The sequence below is a fragment of the Streptomyces hiroshimensis genome (assembly GCF_014650335.1).
Lineage (GTDB): Bacteria > Actinomycetota > Actinomycetes > Streptomycetales > Streptomycetaceae > Streptomyces > Streptomyces hiroshimensis.
Genome location: NZ_BMUT01000017.1, coordinates 32,751 through 50,398, shown reverse-complemented (window position 1 = coordinate 50,398; position 17,648 = coordinate 32,751). Strand labels below are relative to the sequence as shown.

The following is a 17,648-nucleotide window of genomic DNA, read 5'->3' as shown; positions in this document are numbered from 1 at the left end:
GCACTACACCGTAGTTCAGTATCTTCGACTTCGGTAATAAAATATTGACGGCGCCGGTACGCAGCGGACGGCGCAGACGGCAGAGACGACGGAAGAGAAGACGCACCCATGGCGACGGACCTCGACCGGCTCACCCAGTCGCTCGCCCGCAACCTCAAGCGCTGGCGCGGCGAGCGCCACCTCACCCTCGATGCGCTGGCGGCCCGCTCCGGGGTCAGCCGGGGCATGATCATCCAGATCGAGCAGGCCCGCACGAACCCCAGCGTGGGCACGACCGTCAAGCTCGCCGACGCCCTCGGCGTCAGCATCACCACGCTCCTCGACCAGGAGCAGAGCAGCCGCGTCCATATCGTGCCCAAGGACCAGACGGTGCGGATGTGGTCGACGGAGGCGGGCAGCCACACCACCCTGCTCGTCGGGGCGCAGGGCCGCGGGCCCGTCGAGCTGTGGGACTGGCGTATCGCCCCCGGCGACGCCAGCGACTCCGACCCGCACCCGCCGGGCACGCTCGAACTGATCACCGTCACCGCCGGCGAGCTCGGCCTCGTGGTGGACGGGGAGGAGTTCACCCTGCCCGCCGGCACCTCCGCGACGTTCGAGGCGAGCGTGCCCCACACCTACCGCAACGACGGCGGCGTGCCGGTGGAGATGACGATGGCCGTGGCCGTACCGCCCGCGCACTGACAGCCCCGCGCACTGACCGACGTGAATTCCTCACCCCCCGGCCGTGCGATCTTTCACGGACCGCTCGTGGCCCGCTAACTGGGAGCGCGCCCCGCCGCGTGCCACTGTCGGGGGAGTCAGCGGAAGGAGCGGGGAAGATGCTGATCGGAGTGCTGGGACCGCTGGTGATGTCCGTGGGCGGAAGCCCGGTCGTGCCCAGCGCGGCCAAACCACGGCAGCTGCTCGCGCTGCTCGCGTCCAGCGCGGGCCGGCCCGTCAGCATGACGGAGATCGTCGAGGAGCTCTGGGAGGACCGCCCCCCGCGCGGCCCCTCCGGCGTCGTGCAGACCTACGTCAAGCAGCTGCGCCGGTCCATCGCCGCCGCGCTCGCGCCCGGCCGCGCGGACGAGGCCAAGGAGATCCTCGGCCTCACCTACACCGGCTACCGGCTGAACCCGTACGGCACCCGGCCCGGCCCGGCAGCCCCGGCCGCCGCAGCGTCCATCGAGGCACGGGACTTCGAGGAGTACGCGCGGCGCGGCACCGGGGCGCTCGCCGAGGGCGACGACGAGGAGGCGTCCCGGCTGCTCGGCCGGGGCCTGACGCTCTGGCGCGGCAACGCCTTCGCCGACGTGCGCACCGGGCCCGCGCTGCGCGCCGAGGCGCTGCGCCTGGAGGAGCTGCGCATCACCGCGCTGGAGAACCGGGTCACCGCCGACCTGCGCCTCGGCCGCCACGCCGGGCTGGTCAGCGAACTCACCGCGCTCACCAGCAGGCTGCCGCTCCACGAGACGCTGCACGGCCAGCTGATCCTCGCCCTCTACCGCTGCGGCCGCACCACGGAGGCCCTGGAGGTCTTCCGCCGACTGCGCGAGGCGTACGTCCGCGAGCTGGGCATCGAGCCCACGCCGCGGCTCCAGCGGCTGCACCGCTCCGTTCTCGTCGCCGACCCGGAACTGGACTGCCCGGTACCCAGTTTGGCCGCCTTTTAGCCACGGGCCGCACGCTGGTGACCGTGCCGGCCGGGCCCCGCTCCACCGCGGCAGCCGGGCGCCCGCCCGGCCCGGCAGGTCCGCCGCCCGCGCCCGCACGACGGGGCCGGGCTCCGTGCCGCCGGGCCGGCGGCCGCCGGAACCGCGCGTGGCAGCCGGGCCCGGCCGGCACACCGAACCGGACGAGCGAGGCGGAGCCCATGACCCGTTATCTGTCCACCCACCGCACCCACGGCCACGGCCCCGGGGGCGGCAGGCTGCGCATGCTCTGCTTCCCCTACGCGGGCGGCGGCGCCTCGGCCTACGGGCGCTGGCAACGCGGCCTCGACGCCCACGGAGCGGGCGTCGACGTCCTGCCCGTCCACCTCCCCGGCCGCGAGGGCCGGGCGGCCGAGCCGCGGTTCACCGACCTCGATGCGCTGGCCGAGGACCTCGACACCGACCTCGACGAGGAGCTGGAGCAGCCGCACGTCCTCTACGGGCACAGCATGGGTGCCCTCATCGCCTACGCGCTGACCCACCGCCGCCAGCTGCGCGGCGCCCCCCTCCCGCAGGCGCTCGTCCTGAGCGCCTACCGCGCACCGCACCTGCCCGCCCCCGCCATCGCCGCCCCCGACGCGAGCGACGAGGAACTCCTCGCGAGCCTCGCCGACCTCGGCGGCATCCCCCGGGCCCTGCTCCACCACCCCGAGTTCCTCACCGCCCTGCTGCCGGTGGCCCGCGACGACCTGATGCTGTGCACCGGCAATGCCGCGAGCCGGTACCGCGAGCCCGTCCGGGTTCCGCTGTACCTGTTCGGGGGCGCCCTCGACCGGCTCGTCACCCTCCCCGAGATCGTCAGCTGGCGGCGGCACGCGGGACGGGGCTGCGAAGTCCGCACCATGCCCGGCGGGCACTTCTTCATCCGCGCCCACGAGGACCTCTTCCTCCGCGAACTCGCCGCCGTCCTGCGCCGCCACGCAGCCGCGGCCCTCCCCGCGCTCACGGGCGCGCTGAGCGCCTGAGGAGGCACCGCCACCATGACGCCACATCAGGAGACCTTCACCGAACGCGTCCTGCAGCGCGCGGCCGAGCGCGGCGGCCAGGACGCCTTCGTCCACCTGCGCGACACCGGCACGGCGCTGGAACCGGAGCGGCTCGGCTGGGCCGCACTCGACCACCGGGCCAAGGACATCGCGTCCTGGCTGCAGGAACGCGGCCTCGCCGGCCGGCAGGTCCTGCTGCTGGAGCCTCCCGGCCCGCAGTTCATCACCGCCTTCACCGGCTGCCTCTACGCCGGCGCCGTGGCCGTCCCCGCCCCGCTGCCGGCCGGCCGCGAACGCCACTTCGGCAGACTCTCGCGGATCGCCGCCGACGCCCGGATATCGGCGGTCCTCACCTCCGCGGAACACGCCCCCGAGATCGCCGCATGGCTCGCCGCCGCTGGCTTCCCGGACGTCGCGTGCCTCGCGACCGACGCCGGCCCGGCAGGTGACCCCGCCCACTGGCGCGCCCCGCGGCTGCGCCCCGATGACCTGGCCTTCCTGCAGTACACATCCGGGTCCACCAGCGCGCCCAAGGGCGTCATGGTCTCGCACGGCAACCTCATGGCCAACGAAGCCGCCGTCCAGCGCGCGCTCGGCTCGACTGCCGAGTCGTGCCTGGGCAGCTGGCTGCCGGTGTACCACGACATGGGCCTCATCGGTCACGTCCTGCACCCCCTGTGGCTGGGCGCCCGGGCGGCCCTGATGTCCCCTGAGACCTTTCTGCGCCGTCCGGCCGCCTGGCTGGAGATGATCACCGCGTACGGCGTCACCCACGGCGGCGGCCCCAACTTCGCCTACGACATGTGCGTCCGCCGCGTCAGGGAGGCCGAGCTGGCCCGGCTCGACCTCTCGACCTGGCAGCAGGCCTGCAACGGCGCCGAACCCGTCCGCGCCGACACCCTCCGCGCCTTCACCGAGCGGTTCGCGCCCGCCGGCTTCCGGCGCGAGGCCTTCTTCCCCTGCTACGGGATGGCCGAAGCGACCCTGCTCGTCTCCGGCACTCCGCTCGGCACCGCACCCGTCACCCGCGCCGTCGACACCGCGGCCCTCGAACAGGGCAGGCTGGCGGCGCCGGAGCAGGGGCGCCCCACGCGCACCCTGGCCGGTTCCGGCCGGGTCCACCCCGGCGACTTCGAGATCCGCATCGTCGACCCCGCCACCCGGCACGCCCTGCCCGAAGGCGGCATCGGCGAGATCTGGCTGCGCGGCCCCAGCATCGCCCGCGGCTACTGGGGCCGCCCCGACCTGACCGCCGAGGCCTTCGGGGCCGCCCTGGCCGGGCCGGACGAGGAGAGCACCGGCTGGCTGCGCACGGGGGACCTCGGCGCCCTCGACGACGGCGAGCTCTACGTCACCGGCCGGCTCAAGGAGATGCTGATCGTCAACGGGCGCAACATCTACCCCCACGACGTGGAGGCCGTCGTCCGCTCGGCCGACCCGGCCCTGGGCACGGGCGCCGCGTTCGCCGTCGCCTCCCCTTACGACGGCCGCGACCGGCTCGTCGTCGTCCAGGAGCTCCGGGACGGCACCCATGCCCACGACGAGCTGCTCGCCCGCGTACGGCGCGCGGTGAGCGGCGAGTTCGGGGTGGCTCCCGACACGGTGCTGCTGGTGGCGCCCGGCACCGTGCACCGTACGACGAGCGGGAAGATCCAGCGGACGCTGATGCGGGACCGCTACCTGGCGGGCGAGCTGACGTAACCGGAACGTCGCGCGTGATCGCCGGACCATCGCGCGCCATCGCCGGGCCGGGCTCAGCAGAGCCCGGCCCGGCGATCACGCGTTGTCAGTGCTTGAGCAGCCACCAGATCCTGTCGTAGGACGCGAAGTGGAACGCGACGAGCACGACCAGCGCCCACGTCGCCGTACGCCGCAGCTTGAGGTGGTGGAGCGCCGCCACCGCGCCGAAGAGCACGGCCAGTTCGAGGAGCAGCCGCAGCGGCCCCGGCGTCTCGAAGTCGGTCTCGCCGGAGCGCGACTCGTCACCGGAGACCGCGAAGCTTCCCCAGGCCCACCCGATCAGGACGGGTAACGCGACGGCCGCGACCCAGCGCCACACCTTCGACGGCGTCTTGCGCCACGCCCACAGGGCGAAGCACCCGAGCGCGAAGAGCTCCAGCACGAAGCGCAGGCCGAGCATGGCCGGGTTGTAGGCAAGGGCAAGGGTCATCGGGTCTGCTCCTCGGCAAGCGTCTTGAGCGCGGACAGCCAGGCGCGGAGCACCTGTTCGAGGCGCTCGCTGCTGTAGTAGAGGGCCAGCAGCGGGCCGCCGATGGACTCTTCCGAGACGACTTCCGTCCCCCCGTCCGGCAGCGGCACGAGCCGGAACCGGTGCACAGCCCGCGTGCCGGCCAGCAGCCCCGTCCAGCACAGCTCCCGCTCGGGGGTGACCACGGCCATCGTCGACCGGATCGTCATGCCGCCCAGCTTCCAGCGGAAGGACAGCCCGGGCACCGCGCCGCCGGGGCCGCCGCCGCTCATGGCCGCCACCCCGGGCACCCAGCCCGGCCAGCCGTCCAGGTCGCTCAGCAGCCGCCACACCACCGCGGGCGGGGCGGCGGTACGGATCCCGCAGACGGCCGTCACCGGCGCGGCGGTGTCGATCCGCCCGCCCTTCGCGTACTCCTCGTGGAGCGTCCGCAGCGGCGGGCCCACGTAGAACGCGCGGCTCAGCAGCGAGCGTTGCTCGGTCACAGGCATCTCAGCCTCCTCCACGGGCCGATGCCCGTTCGTCGTGCGCTTCCCTGTCCGCTTCCCTGTCCGCTTCCCTGTCCGCTTCCCTGTCCGCTTCCATGCCCGGTTCCGTATCCGGTTCCGTGCCCGTGCGTGTCCGCGTCCGCCCCGCCGCCGGGCCGGGCAGGCCGCCCGGCCGCCCCGGCAGCAGGAGCGCGGCGAGCACCGCGCCCGCCGCGACGCACGCGGCCGCCACCCGGAAGGCCGGGCCCGCCGCGCCGCCGAGGGCCTCGTGCAGGGCGGGGTCGCCGGGCGCGGCACCGCCCAGGCCGCGGGCCAGGACGGTCCCGACGACGGCCACGCCGAGCGCGTTGCCCATCTCCTGCATCGTGTCGTTCAGTGCGGCCGCGTTCCCGGACCGGTGCGCGGGGACCAGCCCCATCACCGTGTCCGTCACCGGGGCCAGCGCCAGGCCGATGCCCGCACCCGCCAGGACCAGACCGCCGAGGACCGGGCCGTACCCGCCGGGGAGTTCACCCAGGGCGAGGACACCGGCCGCGCACACCAGCAGCCCTGTGGCGACGGCGCCGCGGGCCCCCGCGCGCCGCGCGAGAGCCGGCGACAGCGCCGAGCCCGCACCGACGGCCAGGGCCAGCGGCGCCACGGCCAGGCCGGCCTTCAGCGGCCCGTAACCCAGCCCGTACTGCAGCTGCTGCGTCAGGACGAACAACGTCCCCGCCAGGCCCAGGAACAGCAGCATGTTCCCGGCGCTCGCGCCCAGGAACGCCCGCTTGCCCAGCAGCGAGAAGTCCACCATCGGGCTCGGATGCCGGCGCTCCCACAGGCAGAACGCCGCCCCGGCCGCCACCGCACCCCCCAGCGCCCCCAGGACCGGCGCCGACGTCCAGGCGCCGCCCGCAGCATGAATCGCCCCGTACACGAGCCCGGCCATCGCGGCCGCGCCCAGCAGCGCCCCCACCGGGTCGGCGCGGCGCGGCGCGGAACCGGCCGACTCGGGCAGCAGCCGCGCCCCCGCAGCCAGCACCACCGCCACCGGCAGCAGGTTCACCAGGAACACCGACCCCCACCAGAAGTGGCTCACCAGCGCACCGCCGATCACCGGCCCCGCGGCGACGCCCAGCGCGGACGTACTGCCCCAGATCCCTATGGCCCGGGCCCGCTCCTCCGCCGGGAAGACGCCGACCAGGATCGACAGCGTACCCGGCATGACGCACGCGGCCGCCAGGCCCATCACCGCCCGGGCGCCCACCAGTTGGCCCGCCCCCGACGCGGTCAGCGCGACGAGCGAACCCGCCCCGAACAGCGCCGCGCCCAGCAGCGTCGCCCGCTTGCGCCCGTAACGGTCGGACAGCGTGCCCGCGGTGAGCAGGCTCGCCGCGAAGACCAGGGCGTAGCCGTCGACGATCCACTGCGTGCCGCGGACGTCCGTGTGCAGGTCCCGCATCAGCTGCGGGAGCGCGACGTTGAGCAGCCCGTTGTTGAGGATCACCACGAAGAGGGCGAGGGAGAGCACGGCCAGGATCCACCAGCGCCGCGGATCCGGTGCGGCCGCGACCGCCCGTTCCCGCCCTGCAGTGGCAGTGGCAGTGGCGGTGGCGGTGCCCGGCATCTCCGGTATCTCCGGCGTCTCCGGCATGGCAGTCCTTCCGTCCCGTCCCGCCGGCGCCGGGCGCGCAGGCGCCGGTCCACGATCGCCACGGGCCCTGAAGCCCCGCTTGTGCGGAAGCAATTACTCCGGGCCGGGCTGGGCCGGGCCGGGGCGCGACGCGGGCGCGAAGGTCTTTAGCCGGGCCAAAGCCGGGGCGCGGAGCATCGCGACCGCGCATCCCAGGTGCGGTCACGAAGTCGTACCGGCGGATGGTGTCACCGACGATGGGGAGGATCATGCGCTGGGAAGGCGTTCATGTCGCGGGCACGGGGGTCAGGCTGCCCGGGCGGGTCACCGCCCGCTCCGCCGTGGAGAGCAGCCGGTACGACCCCGACCAGTGCGCCGCCGACGACCTGGTGTCGGTCTGCGTGGCGGACGAGGACACGGCACCGCCCGACATGGCCGTGGAGGCCGCGGTCACCGCACTCAAACGCTCCGGGCTCGACGCCGCGGACGTGGAGCTGCTGATCCACACGAGCATCTGGTTCCAGGGCGTGGAGATGTGGCCCGCGGCGTCCTACGTCGCCGGGCAGGCCCTCGGCCGCCACGTCACCGCCTTCGGGCTGCGCCAGGAGTGCAACGCGGCCCTGGGCGCGCTCGAAGTCGCGGCCCGGCACCTGCAGTCCGGCCCGCCGGCCGCGGCCGCCATGGTCACCACCGCGGACCGCTTCGGCGAGCCGTACCTGCAGCGCTGGGCCAGCGAACCGGGCTTCGTCTACGGGGACGGGGCCACCGCCCTGCTGCTCTCCCGCCGGCCCGGGATCGCCCGGCTGCTGTCCACGGCCACCGGCAGCGACAACTCCCTGGAGGCCGTGGTCAGAGGGCCCGGCTTCCTGCCCGTACCCGACCACCGGCCCCTCGACCTGCCCGGCCGCGTCCAGCACTACGCCAAGACCGACGCCGGCCTGCGCACCGCCATCGAACGCGTCACGGCCGTCGTCCGCGAGAGCATCGGCACCGCCCTCGCGGACGCGGGCACCGACGCCGGGGGGATCGCCCGCTTCGTGCTGCCCGCCAGCGGCCGCAGCCGCACGGACTGGCACGCCGAGGCCCTCCTCGGGGTGCCGCTCGCCAGGTCCACCTGGGAATTCGCCCGCAGCGTCGGCCACTTGGGGGCAGGCGACCAGTTCGCCGGGCTCGACCACCTCATCAGCAGCGGCGAGGTCAAGGAGGGCGACAAGGTCCTGCTCGTCGGCGGCGGCTCGGGATTCAGCTGCACCTGTGCCGTCCTGGAGATCACCGGACAGCCCGGCCGGCCCGCGGGCGGCCCGGCCGAGCCCGTGGAGGCACCGTGACCACCTACGTGACCAGCCGCGTCGAGAACGCGGCCGACGTCTTCCTCGGCAGGGCCGCCGCCGCGGCCCCCGACGCCCCCGCCGTCCGCGACCGCGAGGGCGTGTGGACCTACGCCCGGCTGGACGCCGCCGCCCGCGCCTTCGCCGAGCGCCTGACGCAACTGGGCGTCCGGCCGGGCGAGCGCGTTCTCGCCCGCACCGGCTCCACCCGCGCCTTCCTCGCCATGCTGTACGGGACGTGGCGCCACGGCGCCGTCTTCGTCCCCGTCAGCCCGGCCATGCGCGCCTTCCACCTGAAGTCCGTGCTCGCCGACGCCGACCCCGCGGTCGTCGTCGTGACGGCCGCCGAACGCGACGGCGCCGAAGGGCTGCCCTGGCCGGCCGGCGCGCAGGTCCTGGTGGCCGAGGAGACCGACTTCACCCCGGTGGCCCCGGCCGGCCTTCCCGGCGGCAGCCCGGCACCGCCCGTCCCGCACGACCGCCTCGCCCTGCTCATCTACACCTCCGGCTCCACCGCCGCGCCCAAGGCCGTCGCCTGCCCGCACGCGCCCGTCGCCTTCGCCGCCCGCGCCATCGCGGCACGGCTTCGCTACGGGCCCGGCGACGTCGTCCTCACCGCCGTACCGCTCTCCTTCGACTACGGGCTCTACCAGGCGCTGCTGTGCGCCCTCGCCGGTGCCGAGCTGCTGCTCTCCGACGCCGACGGGCACGCCCGGCTGCTCGGCTTCGCCCACGAGCACGGCGCCACCGTCGTCCCGCTCGTCCCCTCGCTCGGCGAGCTCCTCGTCCGCCTCGCGCAGCGCGACCGGCGCCCCACGAAGATCCGGATGTTCACCAACACCGGCGCCGCACTCAACCCGCCGCTCATCGCAAGCCTGCGCGACCGCTTCCCCGGAGCCCGCGTCGTCCCGATGTTCGGCACCACCGAGTGCAAGCGCATCACCGTCCTCGAACCCGACGGTGACCTCGCCCGGCCCGGCTCGGTCGGCACCGCGCTGCCCGGCACCGAAGTGCTCGTCGTCGATGAAGAAGGCCGCCCGCTGCCCCCGGGCGAGACGGGGGAGATCGCCGTCCGCGGGCCGCACATCATGGCCGGCTACTGGAACGCGCCCGAGCCCACCGCCCTGCGCTTCCGGGCGGCGGAGGGGGACGGCGGGCTCACCCTCCACACCGGCGACTACGGCCGGCTCGACGCCGACGGCCACCTCTACTTCCAGGGGCGCCGCGACGACCTGTTCAAACGCCGCGGCCTGCGGATGAGCGCCGTCGAGATCGAGGCCGCGGCCCTGGACGTCGACGGCGTCGAGGCCGCCTCGCTGCTCGTCCCCGAGGACGGCCGCGACATGGTCCTCTTCACCGTCGGCACCCTGACCGCCGACGAGACCCTCGCCCGGCTGGCCGAGCGCCTCGAACAGGCCAAGGTGCCCGAGACCTGCCACGTCCTGCCCGCCCTCCCGCTGACCGCCAACGGCAAGACCGACCGCAAGCAGCTCAAGACGTACCTGGAGAACGCCCATGACGGCCGGTGACCCCGCCGCGGAGCTGGTGGGCCGCTACGGCAGCCCGCTCTACGTCTACGACCTCGGCCGCGTCGGCCGGGCCTACGACGACCTGCGCGCCGCCCTGCCCGACCCCTCCCGCATCTACTACTCCCTCAAGGCCAACCCCCATCCCCGGCTCGTCGCCGAACTCCGCCGCCGCGGCGCCCGCGCCGAGGTGACCTCCCGCGGTGAACTCGCCTCGGCCCTCGAAGCGGGCTGCCCGCCCGGCGAACTCCTCTACTCCGGCCCCGGCAAGACCCCCGGCGAACTCGGCGAAGCCGTCCTGCACGGCGTACGGCACTTCTCCGCCGAGTCCTTCGGCGACCTCGCCCGGATCGGCGCCGCCGCCGACGCCCACGGCGTGAGCGCGCAATGCGTCCTGCGCATCAACGCGGCGGGCGCACCCGGCGGCGCCGGCCTGCGCATGACCGGCACCGCCTCCCAGTTCGGCTTCGACCCCGAAGCCCTGCTCGCGGAGCCCGGCCGGCTCGCCGTCCCCGGCGTCCGCGTGATCGGCCTGCACTTCTTCCCGCTCACCAACGCCCGTGACGAGGAAGGCCTGTGCGCCGAGATCGTCCAGAGCATCCGCACCGCCGCCGAACTGCGCCGCCGCCTCGGCACCGACCTGCGCCTGCTCGATCTCGGCGGCGGGTTCGCCGCGCCCTACGCCGTGCCCGGCGAGCGGCCGCTCTACCCCGGCCTGCGGGCCGCCGTGACGCAGGAGCTCGACGCCTCGCTGCCCGGCTGGCGCGCGGGCCTGCCCGTGATCGCCTTCGAATCCGGCCGCTACCTCGTCGGCGACAGCGGCCGGCTGCTGTGCACGGTCACCGACGTCAAGGACAGCCGCGGCACCCGCTACGCGGTCCTCGACTCCGGCATCAACCACCTCGGCGGGCTCTCCGGCCTCGGCCGGCTGCTGCCCATGAGCGCACGGCCCCTGCCGGGCACCGTGCCCGACGAGCCGCAGCGCGCCACGCTCGCCGGACCGCTGTGCACCCCTGCGGACCTGCTCGGCCGGTCCGTCGAGCTGCCCGGGCTGCGGCCCGGCGCCGTCCTGGAGTTCCCCAACGTCGGCGCGTACGGCCTGACGGCCAGCCTCCTCGGCTTCCTCGGCCACCCGGCACCCGCCGAGATCGTCCTCCGCGGCACGGACGTCGTCTCGGCCACCCGGCTCGCCCTCTACCGCCGCGAACTGGACGGCGCCTCCGGCGCCCCGGTCACCGACCCCATACCCGTCAAGGAGCTGACATGAGCGACCGGTGGGACGCCACCTACGAGGAACTGCTGCGCGAGGCGCTGCCGCGGCTCGCCCGCCCGGGCGGGATCGAGCCCGGCACCCGGCTGAAGGCCGCCGGCCTCGACTCGCTGGCCATGGTGGAGCTGCTGATCCGCATCGAGGGCGCGTACGGGATCGGCATCCCCGACGACGACCTCGCCCCGGGCGTCTTCGACACGCCCGCCACGCTGTGGGAACTGATCCGCACCGTACGGGAACGGGAGGCGGCCGCACGCTGACCGCCGCGGCAGAGGGGAGGGCCCGGGCGCCGGACGGCCGCCCGGGCCCTCCGCCGTGCCCGCAACCCCCTGTAAGGCGGCACGCAAGCGCGGCTACAGAGGGCGGGGCCACGATGTCGGCGCGGTTTCCACAGAGCAGTTTCCATGGAACGGCAGCTACTTCGTCATTTCGTCATGGGGAGTACACGTGCACGAGCACCGGGCCCAGGCCATCCGGACGATGCTCATCGAGCAGATCGTCGCCGTACGCCCCGAGATCGCCGAGCGTACGGTCACCGACCGCTCCACCCTCACCGGTGATCTCGGGATGGACTCGGTCGACCTGGCCGAGACCTTCGAACGCATCCGGGACCGCTTCGGCCCGATCGACATCGCGGACTGGCTGGCGACCGCGACCCGCGCGGAGGGCGACACGGTGGCGAGCCTGCTGCGCTACCTGGACGGCGCCGTGCCCGCACTCGTCCCGGCCGGGAGCCCGGCATGACCGCCCGCACGCTCAAGGCGGCGGACCCCGTCGCCCTCGCCACGGAGCTGGCGGCCTCCTTCGCCGACCGGGCCGCCGCCCACGACCGCGACGGCTCCTTCCCGCACGAGAACATCGCCGATCTCGTCGCCTCCGGCTACACCGCGATGACGGTGCCCGCCGCGTGGGGCGGCGGGGGAGCGGGCCTCGAAGAGCTGTGCCGCGCCCAGGAGACGCTCGCCGCGGCCTGCGCGAGCACCGCGTTCGCGGTCAACATGCACGTCCACGGCATCGCGATGATCGCGGGCATCGGCGGCGACCAGGCCGCCTGGGCCTACCGCGCGATCGTCGAGGACGGCGCCGTGATCGCGGGCGGCTTCAGCGAACCCGGCGTCGGCGGCAACTGGTGGCACCCCACCACCAGCGCCCGGCCCGTCCCCGGCGGCTACCTCCTCAACGGCCGCAAGGGCTTCTTCACCGGATTCCCCGCCGCCGACCTGCTCTTCCTCTCCGCCGCCCGCACCGACGACCGCGGCCTGCCGCAGCCCGTGGGCTTCCTCGTCCCCAAGCCCGGCCGGGGCGTGCGCGTCACCGCCGAGTGGGACGCCGCGGGCATGCGGGCCACCGGCAGCCACTCCCTGGTCCTGGAGGACTGCTACGTGGAGGCCGGCCGCATGGTCGGCGAACCCGGGGCGCTGCCGCTGATGTTCATCCAGGGCGTGCACTGGGCCTGGTGCAGCTTCGCCTCCGTCTTCCTCGGCATCGCCCGGGGCGCCCTCGGCCTCGTCGTCCGCGAACAGCGCGGCCGCACCCTGCACGTCCTGGACCGCACCGTCGCCCACCTGCCGGGCGTCCAGTTCAAGGTCGCCGAGGCACGGACCCGGCTCGCGGCCGCCGAGGCGCACCTGTACCAGGCGGTGCGCGCCGACCACGAGGCCGCCGTCGCCGCCGACCCGCTCGGCCACTACATCGACATGAGCGTGATGAAGAACAGCGTGTGCCGGCTCGCGCACGAGGTCGTCACCCTCGCGATGCAGATCCAGGGCGGCTCCGCCCTGCTCGCCGGCCACCCCCTGCAGCGGATGTACCGCGACGTGGTGGCCGGCCTGCTCGTACCGCCGAACTCCGACGTCACGGCGGAGTGGGCCGGAAAACACGCGCTCGGCGTCCCGGTCCTCGCCGAACCCCGATGGGAGGGATGAACCGCATGACCGCCGTCGACACCGCAACCCCGGCGCCCACGACCCCCCTGGCGCCCACGGCCCCCACGACTCCCGACACCTCCGCTGCCCTTACGGCCCCCGAGCGGGCCGCGGCATGGCAGCGCCTGTGCGACAGCGCGCACGAGCTCGCCGAGCGCTTCGCCGAGCGCGCCGGGGAGAACTACGAGAGCGGCGCGTTCGTCGCCCGCAACCTCCGCGACCTCACCGACGCCGGGATCACCGCCGTCAACGTCCCGCGCGAGATGGGCGGGTTCGAGGCCACCCTGGAGGAGAACACCCGGCTGCTGCGGATCATCGCCGGAGGCTGCGGCTCCACCGCCTTCACCCTGGCCATCCACGCCGTCCTCACCGGCTCCCTGCGCAGCGACCTGGGCGCCGCCGTCCGCGAGCGGATGTTCACGGCCGTCCGTGACGGCGCGTTCCTCGCCGGCCCCTTCACCGACGAGGGCTCGGGCGGCAACTGGGTCCGGCCCTCCACCGTGGCCCGGCGCGACGGCGACGGCTTCGTCCTCGACGGGCTCAAGCACTTCGCCACCGGGTACGACGCCGCCACCCACCTCGTCCTCACGGCCGGCCTGGACGACGCCCACCTCGAACCGCCCTTCAACCTCGCCGCGTTCTTCGTCGAGAAGCCCCGGCAGGGCATCGCCGTGACCGCCCCGTGGCGCGGCTTCGCCCTGCCGATGACCGGCTCGCACTCCCTCGCCCTGACCGGCCTGCGGGTCGCCGCCGAGGACTCCGTCTTCCCCGACGGGCTCACCCCGCTCTTCGTCATGGCCCGCCAGCAGTGGGGCCACTACTGCTTCGCCGCCGTCTTCCTCGGCCTCGCCGAACGCGCCTACGCGCTCGCCGTCGAACGCACCCGCGGCCGGTCCACGACCGCCGTCGGCGACCTCGCCCGGCTGCCCGGCATCCAGTTCGCCGTCGCCCGGATGCGCTCCTCGCTGGCCACCATGGACGCGCTGCTCACCGAGTACGCCACGCGTCACGCCGACCCCGGCGACGACCTGCCGGCCTTCGTCGCCGACACCTGCATCCCCAAGTACTTCATCACCAACGAGGCCGAGCACGTCGTCGCCACCGCCTTCGAGGTGATCGGCGGCTCCGGCATCCGCGACGGCTCCCGCATCGGCCAGATCTGGCGCGACGTCAAGGCCGGGCCGCTGCTGCCCTTCACCAACGACCTCGCCCGCGAGCACATCGGCAAGGCCACGCTCGGCATCAGCCCCGTAGAGACCCCGAGGTGGCTGTGATGACGACGGCCCCCGGCCGCGTACGCAGCGGCAGCGTACGCATCGACAACGACTACTACGAGCAGGTCGGCGACGGCTGGTGGGACCCCGAGGGCCCGCTGCGCGCCCTGCACGAGATGAACGCGGCCCGCACCGGCCACTTCGACCGCGTCCTGCGCGAGCACCACCCCGGCGTTCCCCGCGACCGCATCCGGGTCGTCGACCTCGGCTGCGGCGGGGGACTGGTCTCCGAGGACCTCGCCGCCCGCGGCTACGCCGTCACCGGCATCGACCTCTCGCCCGGCAGCGTCGAGGCGGCCCGCCGGCACGCCGCGGCCGGCGGCGTCACCGTGACGTACCGCGTCGGCTCCGCGTACGGCACGGGACTCCCCGGCGGCTGCGCCGAGGCCGTCGTCGCCTCCGACGTCCTGGAGCACTTCCACGACCTGCCCGCCGCCCTCGCCGAGATCAGCCGGCTGCTCGTCCCCGGCGGCGTCCTGCTCTTCGACACCGTCAACCGCACCGTCCGCAGCTACCTGCTGCTGATCCTGCTCGCCGAGAAGCTGCTCGGCATCATCCGGCCCGGCACCCACGACTGGCGCATGTTCATCCGCCCCGCCGAACTGCGCGCCCTGCTGGCCGCACACGGAATGCGGCCGGGCGCCTTCCACGGCCTCGGCCCGGCCCGCCCCCTGCCCGCGCTGCTGCCGGGCCTGCTGCGCCACCGCAGGCTCGGGGCCTTCGCCCTCACCGGCGACACCTCGGCCAGCTACATCGGCCACGCCGTCAGGGCCCCTCAGGCTCTCTGACCGGGCCCTGCCATCAACCTCCCGCACGAGACACCCCGAAGGACGCCATGGTCGCCATCCGTTCCGCCAGCACCCGTGGGACCGAGGTCCGTGCCGCACCGGACGCCGTACGCCGCCTGCTGCTCGACGTCGTCACCTGCGGCCTGCTGATGCCCGGCGTCGAATCCCTCATCGACGAGGGCGACGGCATCTACCACTACCGGCTCGCCACGCTCTCCAACGGCGCCGTGAGCCACACCCCCGACCACCGCACCCGTTTCGACACCGGCGACCCCGGCCGGATCACCTGGGAGCCCGTCGGCAGCCACAACTTCCGCTCCTGGGGCGAATTCCGCACCACCTCCGGCACGAGCTCCGGCAGCACCTACCTGGAGATAGACACCCGCTCCGAGGCCGACGTCGACGTGGCGGCCGTGGTCCTGCCGCTCGTCGAACCCTTCGCCCGGCAGCAGAGCGACCAGGTCACCGAGGGGTTCCTCGCGGCGATCAAGCAGCGCGTGGAGGAGGGGTGAGCGCGGCCCGCCTGCTGGCGCTGCGCACCGCCGCCCCGCCCACCGCCGTCCCCCAGCAGAGCGCCTACGACGAGCACTACCGCGCGATGTTCCGCACCGTGCCCCGGGCCGAGGAGATCTTCCGCGGCTCGGGCGTGCACACCCGCCGCATGGCCTGGGACCCACGCACCGCCTACGCCGGCGGCTACCCGCCCATCAAGGCCCGGATGGAGGCGTGGCAGGAGCACTTCCTCGCGATGGGCCGGCGGACCGTCGGCGGCGTCCTGGAGGCGGCGGGCCCCGGCGCCCGGGAGCGGGTCGGCAGCTTCGTGGTGGCCAGCTGCACGGGATACGCGGGCCCCACCCCCGACATCGTGCTGGCCGAGGAGTTCGGGCTGCGCCAGGACCTGCGCCGCACCTTCATCGGCCACATGGGCTGCAACGCCGCCTTCAACGTGCTCAAGACGGCCCTCGACGCACTGGCCGCCCGCCCCGGCGAACTCGTCCTCGCCGGCACGGGCGAGGTGTGCTCGGTCCACCAGCGGCCCGAGCACACCGCCGAACAGGCCGTGGTGAACGCCCTCTTCGGCGACGCCGGGGCGATGATGCTGCTCGGCACGGACACGGACACGGACACGGACACGGACACGGACACGGACACGGACACGGACACCGGCACCGGCACCGGCGACGGAGGGCCCGGCCCCGTCTTCCTCGGCACGCACACCGAGACCCACCCCGAGACGCTGCACGCGATGAGCTGGCACATCGAGGACAGCGCGTTCCGTATGACCCTCTCCCCGTACGTGCCGTTCTACCTGGCCGAGAGCATCGAGCCGTTCGTGAAGCGGCTCCTCGCGCCGCACGGCCTGGAGGCGGGGGACATCACGCACTGGGGCGTCCACCCCGGCGGCCCGAAGATCATCGACTTCGTGGGGGAGCGGCTCGCGCTGACGCCCGCACAGCTCGCCCCCTCGCGCGCCGTCCTCGCCGGCCACGGCAACTGCTCATCCGCCACCATCCTGCTCATCCTCGACCACATCCTGCGCGAGAGCCGCCCGCGGCCCGGCGAGCACGCCGTGCTCATGGCCTTCGGACCCGGCCTGACCATGGAGTCCGCGCTCGTCCGCTTCTGACCCGACCCGACCTGATCTGATCTGAACCGAGGGGACCTCCCCATGACCAGCGCACTGCAGCCCCGGTGGCCGACGCCCGACCTGCACGCCGCCATCAAGGACCACTACGACGGACTGATCGAGCTGTACGAGAGCCTGTGGGGCGAGCACATCCACCACGGCTACTGGGCCGAGGGCGAGCCCGACCCGGGCCGGCACGCCGCCCAGGTGCGGCTCGTCGAGGAGCTGATCCGCTTCGGCCCCGTGCCGGCGGGCAGCCGGGTCCTCGACGCCGGCTGCGGCATCGGGGCCTCCGCGGTGCTCCTCGCGCAGCGGCTGGAATGCCGGGTCGACGGGATCACCCTCAGCGCCGAGCAGATCGGCCGCGCGGAAACCAAGGCCGCCGAGGGCGGCGTCTCCGGCCGCACCGCCTTCCGTCTCGCCGACGCCCTGCACACGGACTACCCCGACGGCACCTTCGACGTCGTCTGGGCCCTGGAGAGCTGCGAGCTGATGCCCGACAAACGGGCCTTCCTCGCCGAGTGCCTGCGCGTGCTCAAGCCCGGCGGCACGCTGCTCGTCGCCACCTGGTGCGCCCGCGACGACCGCCTCGACGCCGACGAGTCCCGGCTGCTGGGGCGCATCTACCGCGACTTCGTCGTCTCGCACGTGCTGCCGCTCGGCCACTACGCAGAACTGTCGGCCGGTCTCGGCTTCACGGACGTCCGGACCGCCGACTGGTCCGAACGCGTATCCGACACCTGGAAGCTGTCCAGCGACATCGTCAAGCCCGTCGTCCGCGACCCGTCCATGGTGTGGAAGCTGGTCAGGGCCAAAGGGATGGACATCTTCCGGTTCCTTAACTCCGTGCCCCTGATGAAGCAGGCCTACGAGCGCGGCGTCATGCGCTACGGCGTGCTGCGCGCCACCCGGCCCCTCTGA

General features: G+C 74.3%; 18 protein-coding genes. 15 read left to right on the top strand and 3 right to left on the bottom strand.

Going from position 1 to position 17,648, the window contains the following annotated elements; all coding sequences use genetic code 11:
* Nucleotides 1-108: 108 nt before the first annotated feature.
* The 4 genes from IE241_RS29760 (at nt 109) to IE241_RS29745 (ending at nt 4,381) form a co-directional block, all read left to right on the top strand.
* On the top strand, nt 109-684 hold the full coding sequence (locus IE241_RS29760) for a helix-turn-helix domain-containing protein (protein ID WP_190024957.1): 576 nt from the start codon (nt 109-111) through the stop codon (nt 682-684).
* Between the two features lie 137 nt (nt 685-821).
* Nucleotides 822-1,655 (top strand): AfsR/SARP family transcriptional regulator, encoded by an 834-nt coding sequence (locus tag IE241_RS29755; RefSeq protein ID WP_190024956.1) that lies wholly within the window; start codon nt 822-824, stop codon nt 1,653-1,655.
* Nucleotides 1,656-1,855: 200 nt separating this feature from the next.
* Nucleotides 1,856-2,659 (top strand): thioesterase II family protein, encoded by an 804-nt coding sequence (locus tag IE241_RS29750; protein ID WP_229900017.1) that lies wholly within the window; start codon nt 1,856-1,858, stop codon nt 2,657-2,659.
* A 15-nt stretch (nt 2,660-2,674) separates the two neighbouring features.
* On the top strand, nt 2,675-4,381 hold the full coding sequence (locus IE241_RS29745; protein WP_190024955.1) for a fatty acyl-AMP ligase: 1,707 nt from the start codon (nt 2,675-2,677) through the stop codon (nt 4,379-4,381).
* Between the two features lie 85 nt (nt 4,382-4,466).
* Here the strand turns inward: IE241_RS29745 and IE241_RS29740 are convergent, their stop codons facing one another.
* The 3 genes from IE241_RS29740 to IE241_RS29730 are packed head-to-tail and all read right to left on the bottom strand — an operon-like array spanning nt 4,467 to nt 7,010.
* The gene (locus tag IE241_RS29740; RefSeq protein ID WP_190024954.1) at nt 4,467-4,850 is read right to left on the bottom strand and encodes a YrdB family protein; all 384 of its coding nucleotides are present in this window, start codon (nt 4,848-4,850) and stop codon (nt 4,467-4,469) included.
* Nucleotides 4,847-5,380 (bottom strand): SRPBCC family protein, encoded by a 534-nt coding sequence (locus IE241_RS29735; protein WP_190024953.1) that lies wholly within the window; start codon nt 5,378-5,380, stop codon nt 4,847-4,849. The genes IE241_RS29740 and IE241_RS29735 overlap by 4 nt, the downstream gene beginning before the upstream one ends.
* Nucleotide 5,381: 1 nt before the next feature.
* Nucleotides 5,382-7,010, bottom strand: a complete 1,629-nt coding sequence (locus IE241_RS29730) for an MFS transporter (RefSeq protein WP_229900015.1) — start codon at nt 7,008-7,010, stop codon at nt 5,382-5,384.
* Between the two features lie 248 nt (nt 7,011-7,258).
* Between IE241_RS29730 and IE241_RS34435 the strand changes: the two genes are divergently transcribed.
* From IE241_RS34435 to IE241_RS29680, 11 genes are all read left to right on the top strand, one after another.
* Nucleotides 7,259-8,317 carry a ketoacyl-ACP synthase III family protein gene (locus IE241_RS34435; RefSeq protein ID WP_229900013.1) on the top strand — a complete coding sequence of 353 codons (1,059 nt, stop codon included), beginning with the start codon at nt 7,259-7,261 and terminating at the stop codon, nt 8,315-8,317.
* Nucleotides 8,314-9,846, top strand: coding sequence for a class I adenylate-forming enzyme family protein (locus IE241_RS34430; protein ID WP_229900011.1), 1,533 nt, complete (start codon nt 8,314-8,316; stop codon nt 9,844-9,846). Before IE241_RS34435 ends, IE241_RS34430 begins: the two co-directional genes overlap by 4 nt.
* Nucleotides 9,833-11,110: a type III PLP-dependent enzyme domain-containing protein gene (locus IE241_RS29720; RefSeq protein WP_190024952.1), complete on the top strand. Its 1,278-nt coding sequence runs from the start codon at nt 9,833-9,835 to the stop codon at nt 11,108-11,110. The genes IE241_RS34430 and IE241_RS29720 overlap by 14 nt, the downstream gene beginning before the upstream one ends.
* The gene (locus IE241_RS29715) at nt 11,107-11,373 is read left to right on the top strand and encodes an acyl carrier protein (protein WP_190024951.1); all 267 of its coding nucleotides are present in this window, start codon (nt 11,107-11,109) and stop codon (nt 11,371-11,373) included. The genes IE241_RS29720 and IE241_RS29715 overlap by 4 nt, the downstream gene beginning before the upstream one ends.
* Before the next feature lie 187 nt (nt 11,374-11,560).
* Nucleotides 11,561-11,857, top strand: a complete 297-nt coding sequence (locus IE241_RS29710; protein WP_190024950.1) for an acyl carrier protein — start codon at nt 11,561-11,563, stop codon at nt 11,855-11,857.
* Nucleotides 11,854-13,038, top strand: coding sequence for an acyl-CoA dehydrogenase family protein (locus tag IE241_RS29705; RefSeq protein WP_190024949.1), 1,185 nt, complete (start codon nt 11,854-11,856; stop codon nt 13,036-13,038). Before IE241_RS29710 ends, IE241_RS29705 begins: the two co-directional genes overlap by 4 nt.
* A gap of 5 nt (nt 13,039-13,043) precedes the next feature.
* Nucleotides 13,044-14,312 (top strand): acyl-CoA dehydrogenase family protein, encoded by a 1,269-nt coding sequence (locus tag IE241_RS29700; protein ID WP_190024948.1) that lies wholly within the window; start codon nt 13,044-13,046, stop codon nt 14,310-14,312.
* A complete protein-coding gene (gene ubiG, locus IE241_RS29695; RefSeq protein ID WP_190024947.1) occupies nt 14,312-15,100 on the top strand; it encodes a bifunctional 2-polyprenyl-6-hydroxyphenol methylase/3-demethylubiquinol 3-O-methyltransferase UbiG in 789 nt (262 codons plus the stop codon). Before IE241_RS29700 ends, ubiG begins: the two co-directional genes overlap by 1 nt.
* 47 nt (nt 15,101-15,147) lie before the next feature.
* Nucleotides 15,148-15,612, top strand: a complete 465-nt coding sequence (locus IE241_RS29690; protein WP_190024946.1) for an SRPBCC family protein — start codon at nt 15,148-15,150, stop codon at nt 15,610-15,612.
* The gene (locus IE241_RS29685; protein WP_229900009.1) at nt 15,609-16,727 is read left to right on the top strand and encodes a type III polyketide synthase; all 1,119 of its coding nucleotides are present in this window, start codon (nt 15,609-15,611) and stop codon (nt 16,725-16,727) included. Before IE241_RS29690 ends, IE241_RS29685 begins: the two co-directional genes overlap by 4 nt.
* A 42-nt stretch (nt 16,728-16,769) precedes the next feature.
* Complete coding sequence (locus tag IE241_RS29680) at nt 16,770-17,648, top strand: methyltransferase domain-containing protein (RefSeq protein ID WP_190024945.1); 879 nt, start codon at nt 16,770-16,772, stop codon at nt 17,646-17,648.

What these genes read in the sequence shown, in the direction of transcription:
- IE241_RS29760 (WP_190024957.1), top strand. Translation starts at nt 109, where the DNA reads ATGGCGACGGACCTCGACCGGCTCACCCAGTCGCTCGCCCGCAACCTC.
- IE241_RS29755 (WP_190024956.1), top strand. Translation starts at nt 822, where the DNA reads ATGCTGATCGGAGTGCTGGGACCGCTGGTGATGTCCGTGGGCGGAAGC.
- IE241_RS29750 (WP_229900017.1), top strand. Translation starts at nt 1,856, where the DNA reads ATGACCCGTTATCTGTCCACCCACCGCACCCACGGCCACGGCCCCGGG.
- IE241_RS29745 (WP_190024955.1), top strand. Translation starts at nt 2,675, where the DNA reads ATGACGCCACATCAGGAGACCTTCACCGAACGCGTCCTGCAGCGCGCG.
- IE241_RS29740 (WP_190024954.1), bottom strand. Translation starts at nt 4,850, where the DNA reads ATGACCCTTGCCCTTGCCTACAACCCGGCCATGCTCGGCCTGCGCTTC.
- IE241_RS29735 (WP_190024953.1), bottom strand. Translation starts at nt 5,380, where the DNA reads ATGCCTGTGACCGAGCAACGCTCGCTGCTGAGCCGCGCGTTCTACGTG.
- IE241_RS29730 (WP_229900015.1), bottom strand. Translation starts at nt 7,010, where the DNA reads ATGCCGGAGACGCCGGAGATACCGGAGATGCCGGGCACCGCCACCGCC.
- IE241_RS34435 (WP_229900013.1), top strand. Translation starts at nt 7,259, where the DNA reads ATGCGCTGGGAAGGCGTTCATGTCGCGGGCACGGGGGTCAGGCTGCCC.
- IE241_RS29720 (WP_190024952.1), top strand. Translation starts at nt 9,833, where the DNA reads ATGACGGCCGGTGACCCCGCCGCGGAGCTGGTGGGCCGCTACGGCAGC.
- IE241_RS29715 (WP_190024951.1), top strand. Translation starts at nt 11,107, where the DNA reads ATGAGCGACCGGTGGGACGCCACCTACGAGGAACTGCTGCGCGAGGCG.
- IE241_RS29705 (WP_190024949.1), top strand. Translation starts at nt 11,854, where the DNA reads ATGACCGCCCGCACGCTCAAGGCGGCGGACCCCGTCGCCCTCGCCACG.
- IE241_RS29700 (WP_190024948.1), top strand. Translation starts at nt 13,044, where the DNA reads ATGACCGCCGTCGACACCGCAACCCCGGCGCCCACGACCCCCCTGGCG.
- ubiG (WP_190024947.1), top strand. Translation starts at nt 14,312, where the DNA reads ATGACGACGGCCCCCGGCCGCGTACGCAGCGGCAGCGTACGCATCGAC.
- IE241_RS29690 (WP_190024946.1), top strand. Translation starts at nt 15,148, where the DNA reads ATGGTCGCCATCCGTTCCGCCAGCACCCGTGGGACCGAGGTCCGTGCC.
- IE241_RS29680 (WP_190024945.1), top strand. Translation starts at nt 16,770, where the DNA reads ATGACCAGCGCACTGCAGCCCCGGTGGCCGACGCCCGACCTGCACGCC.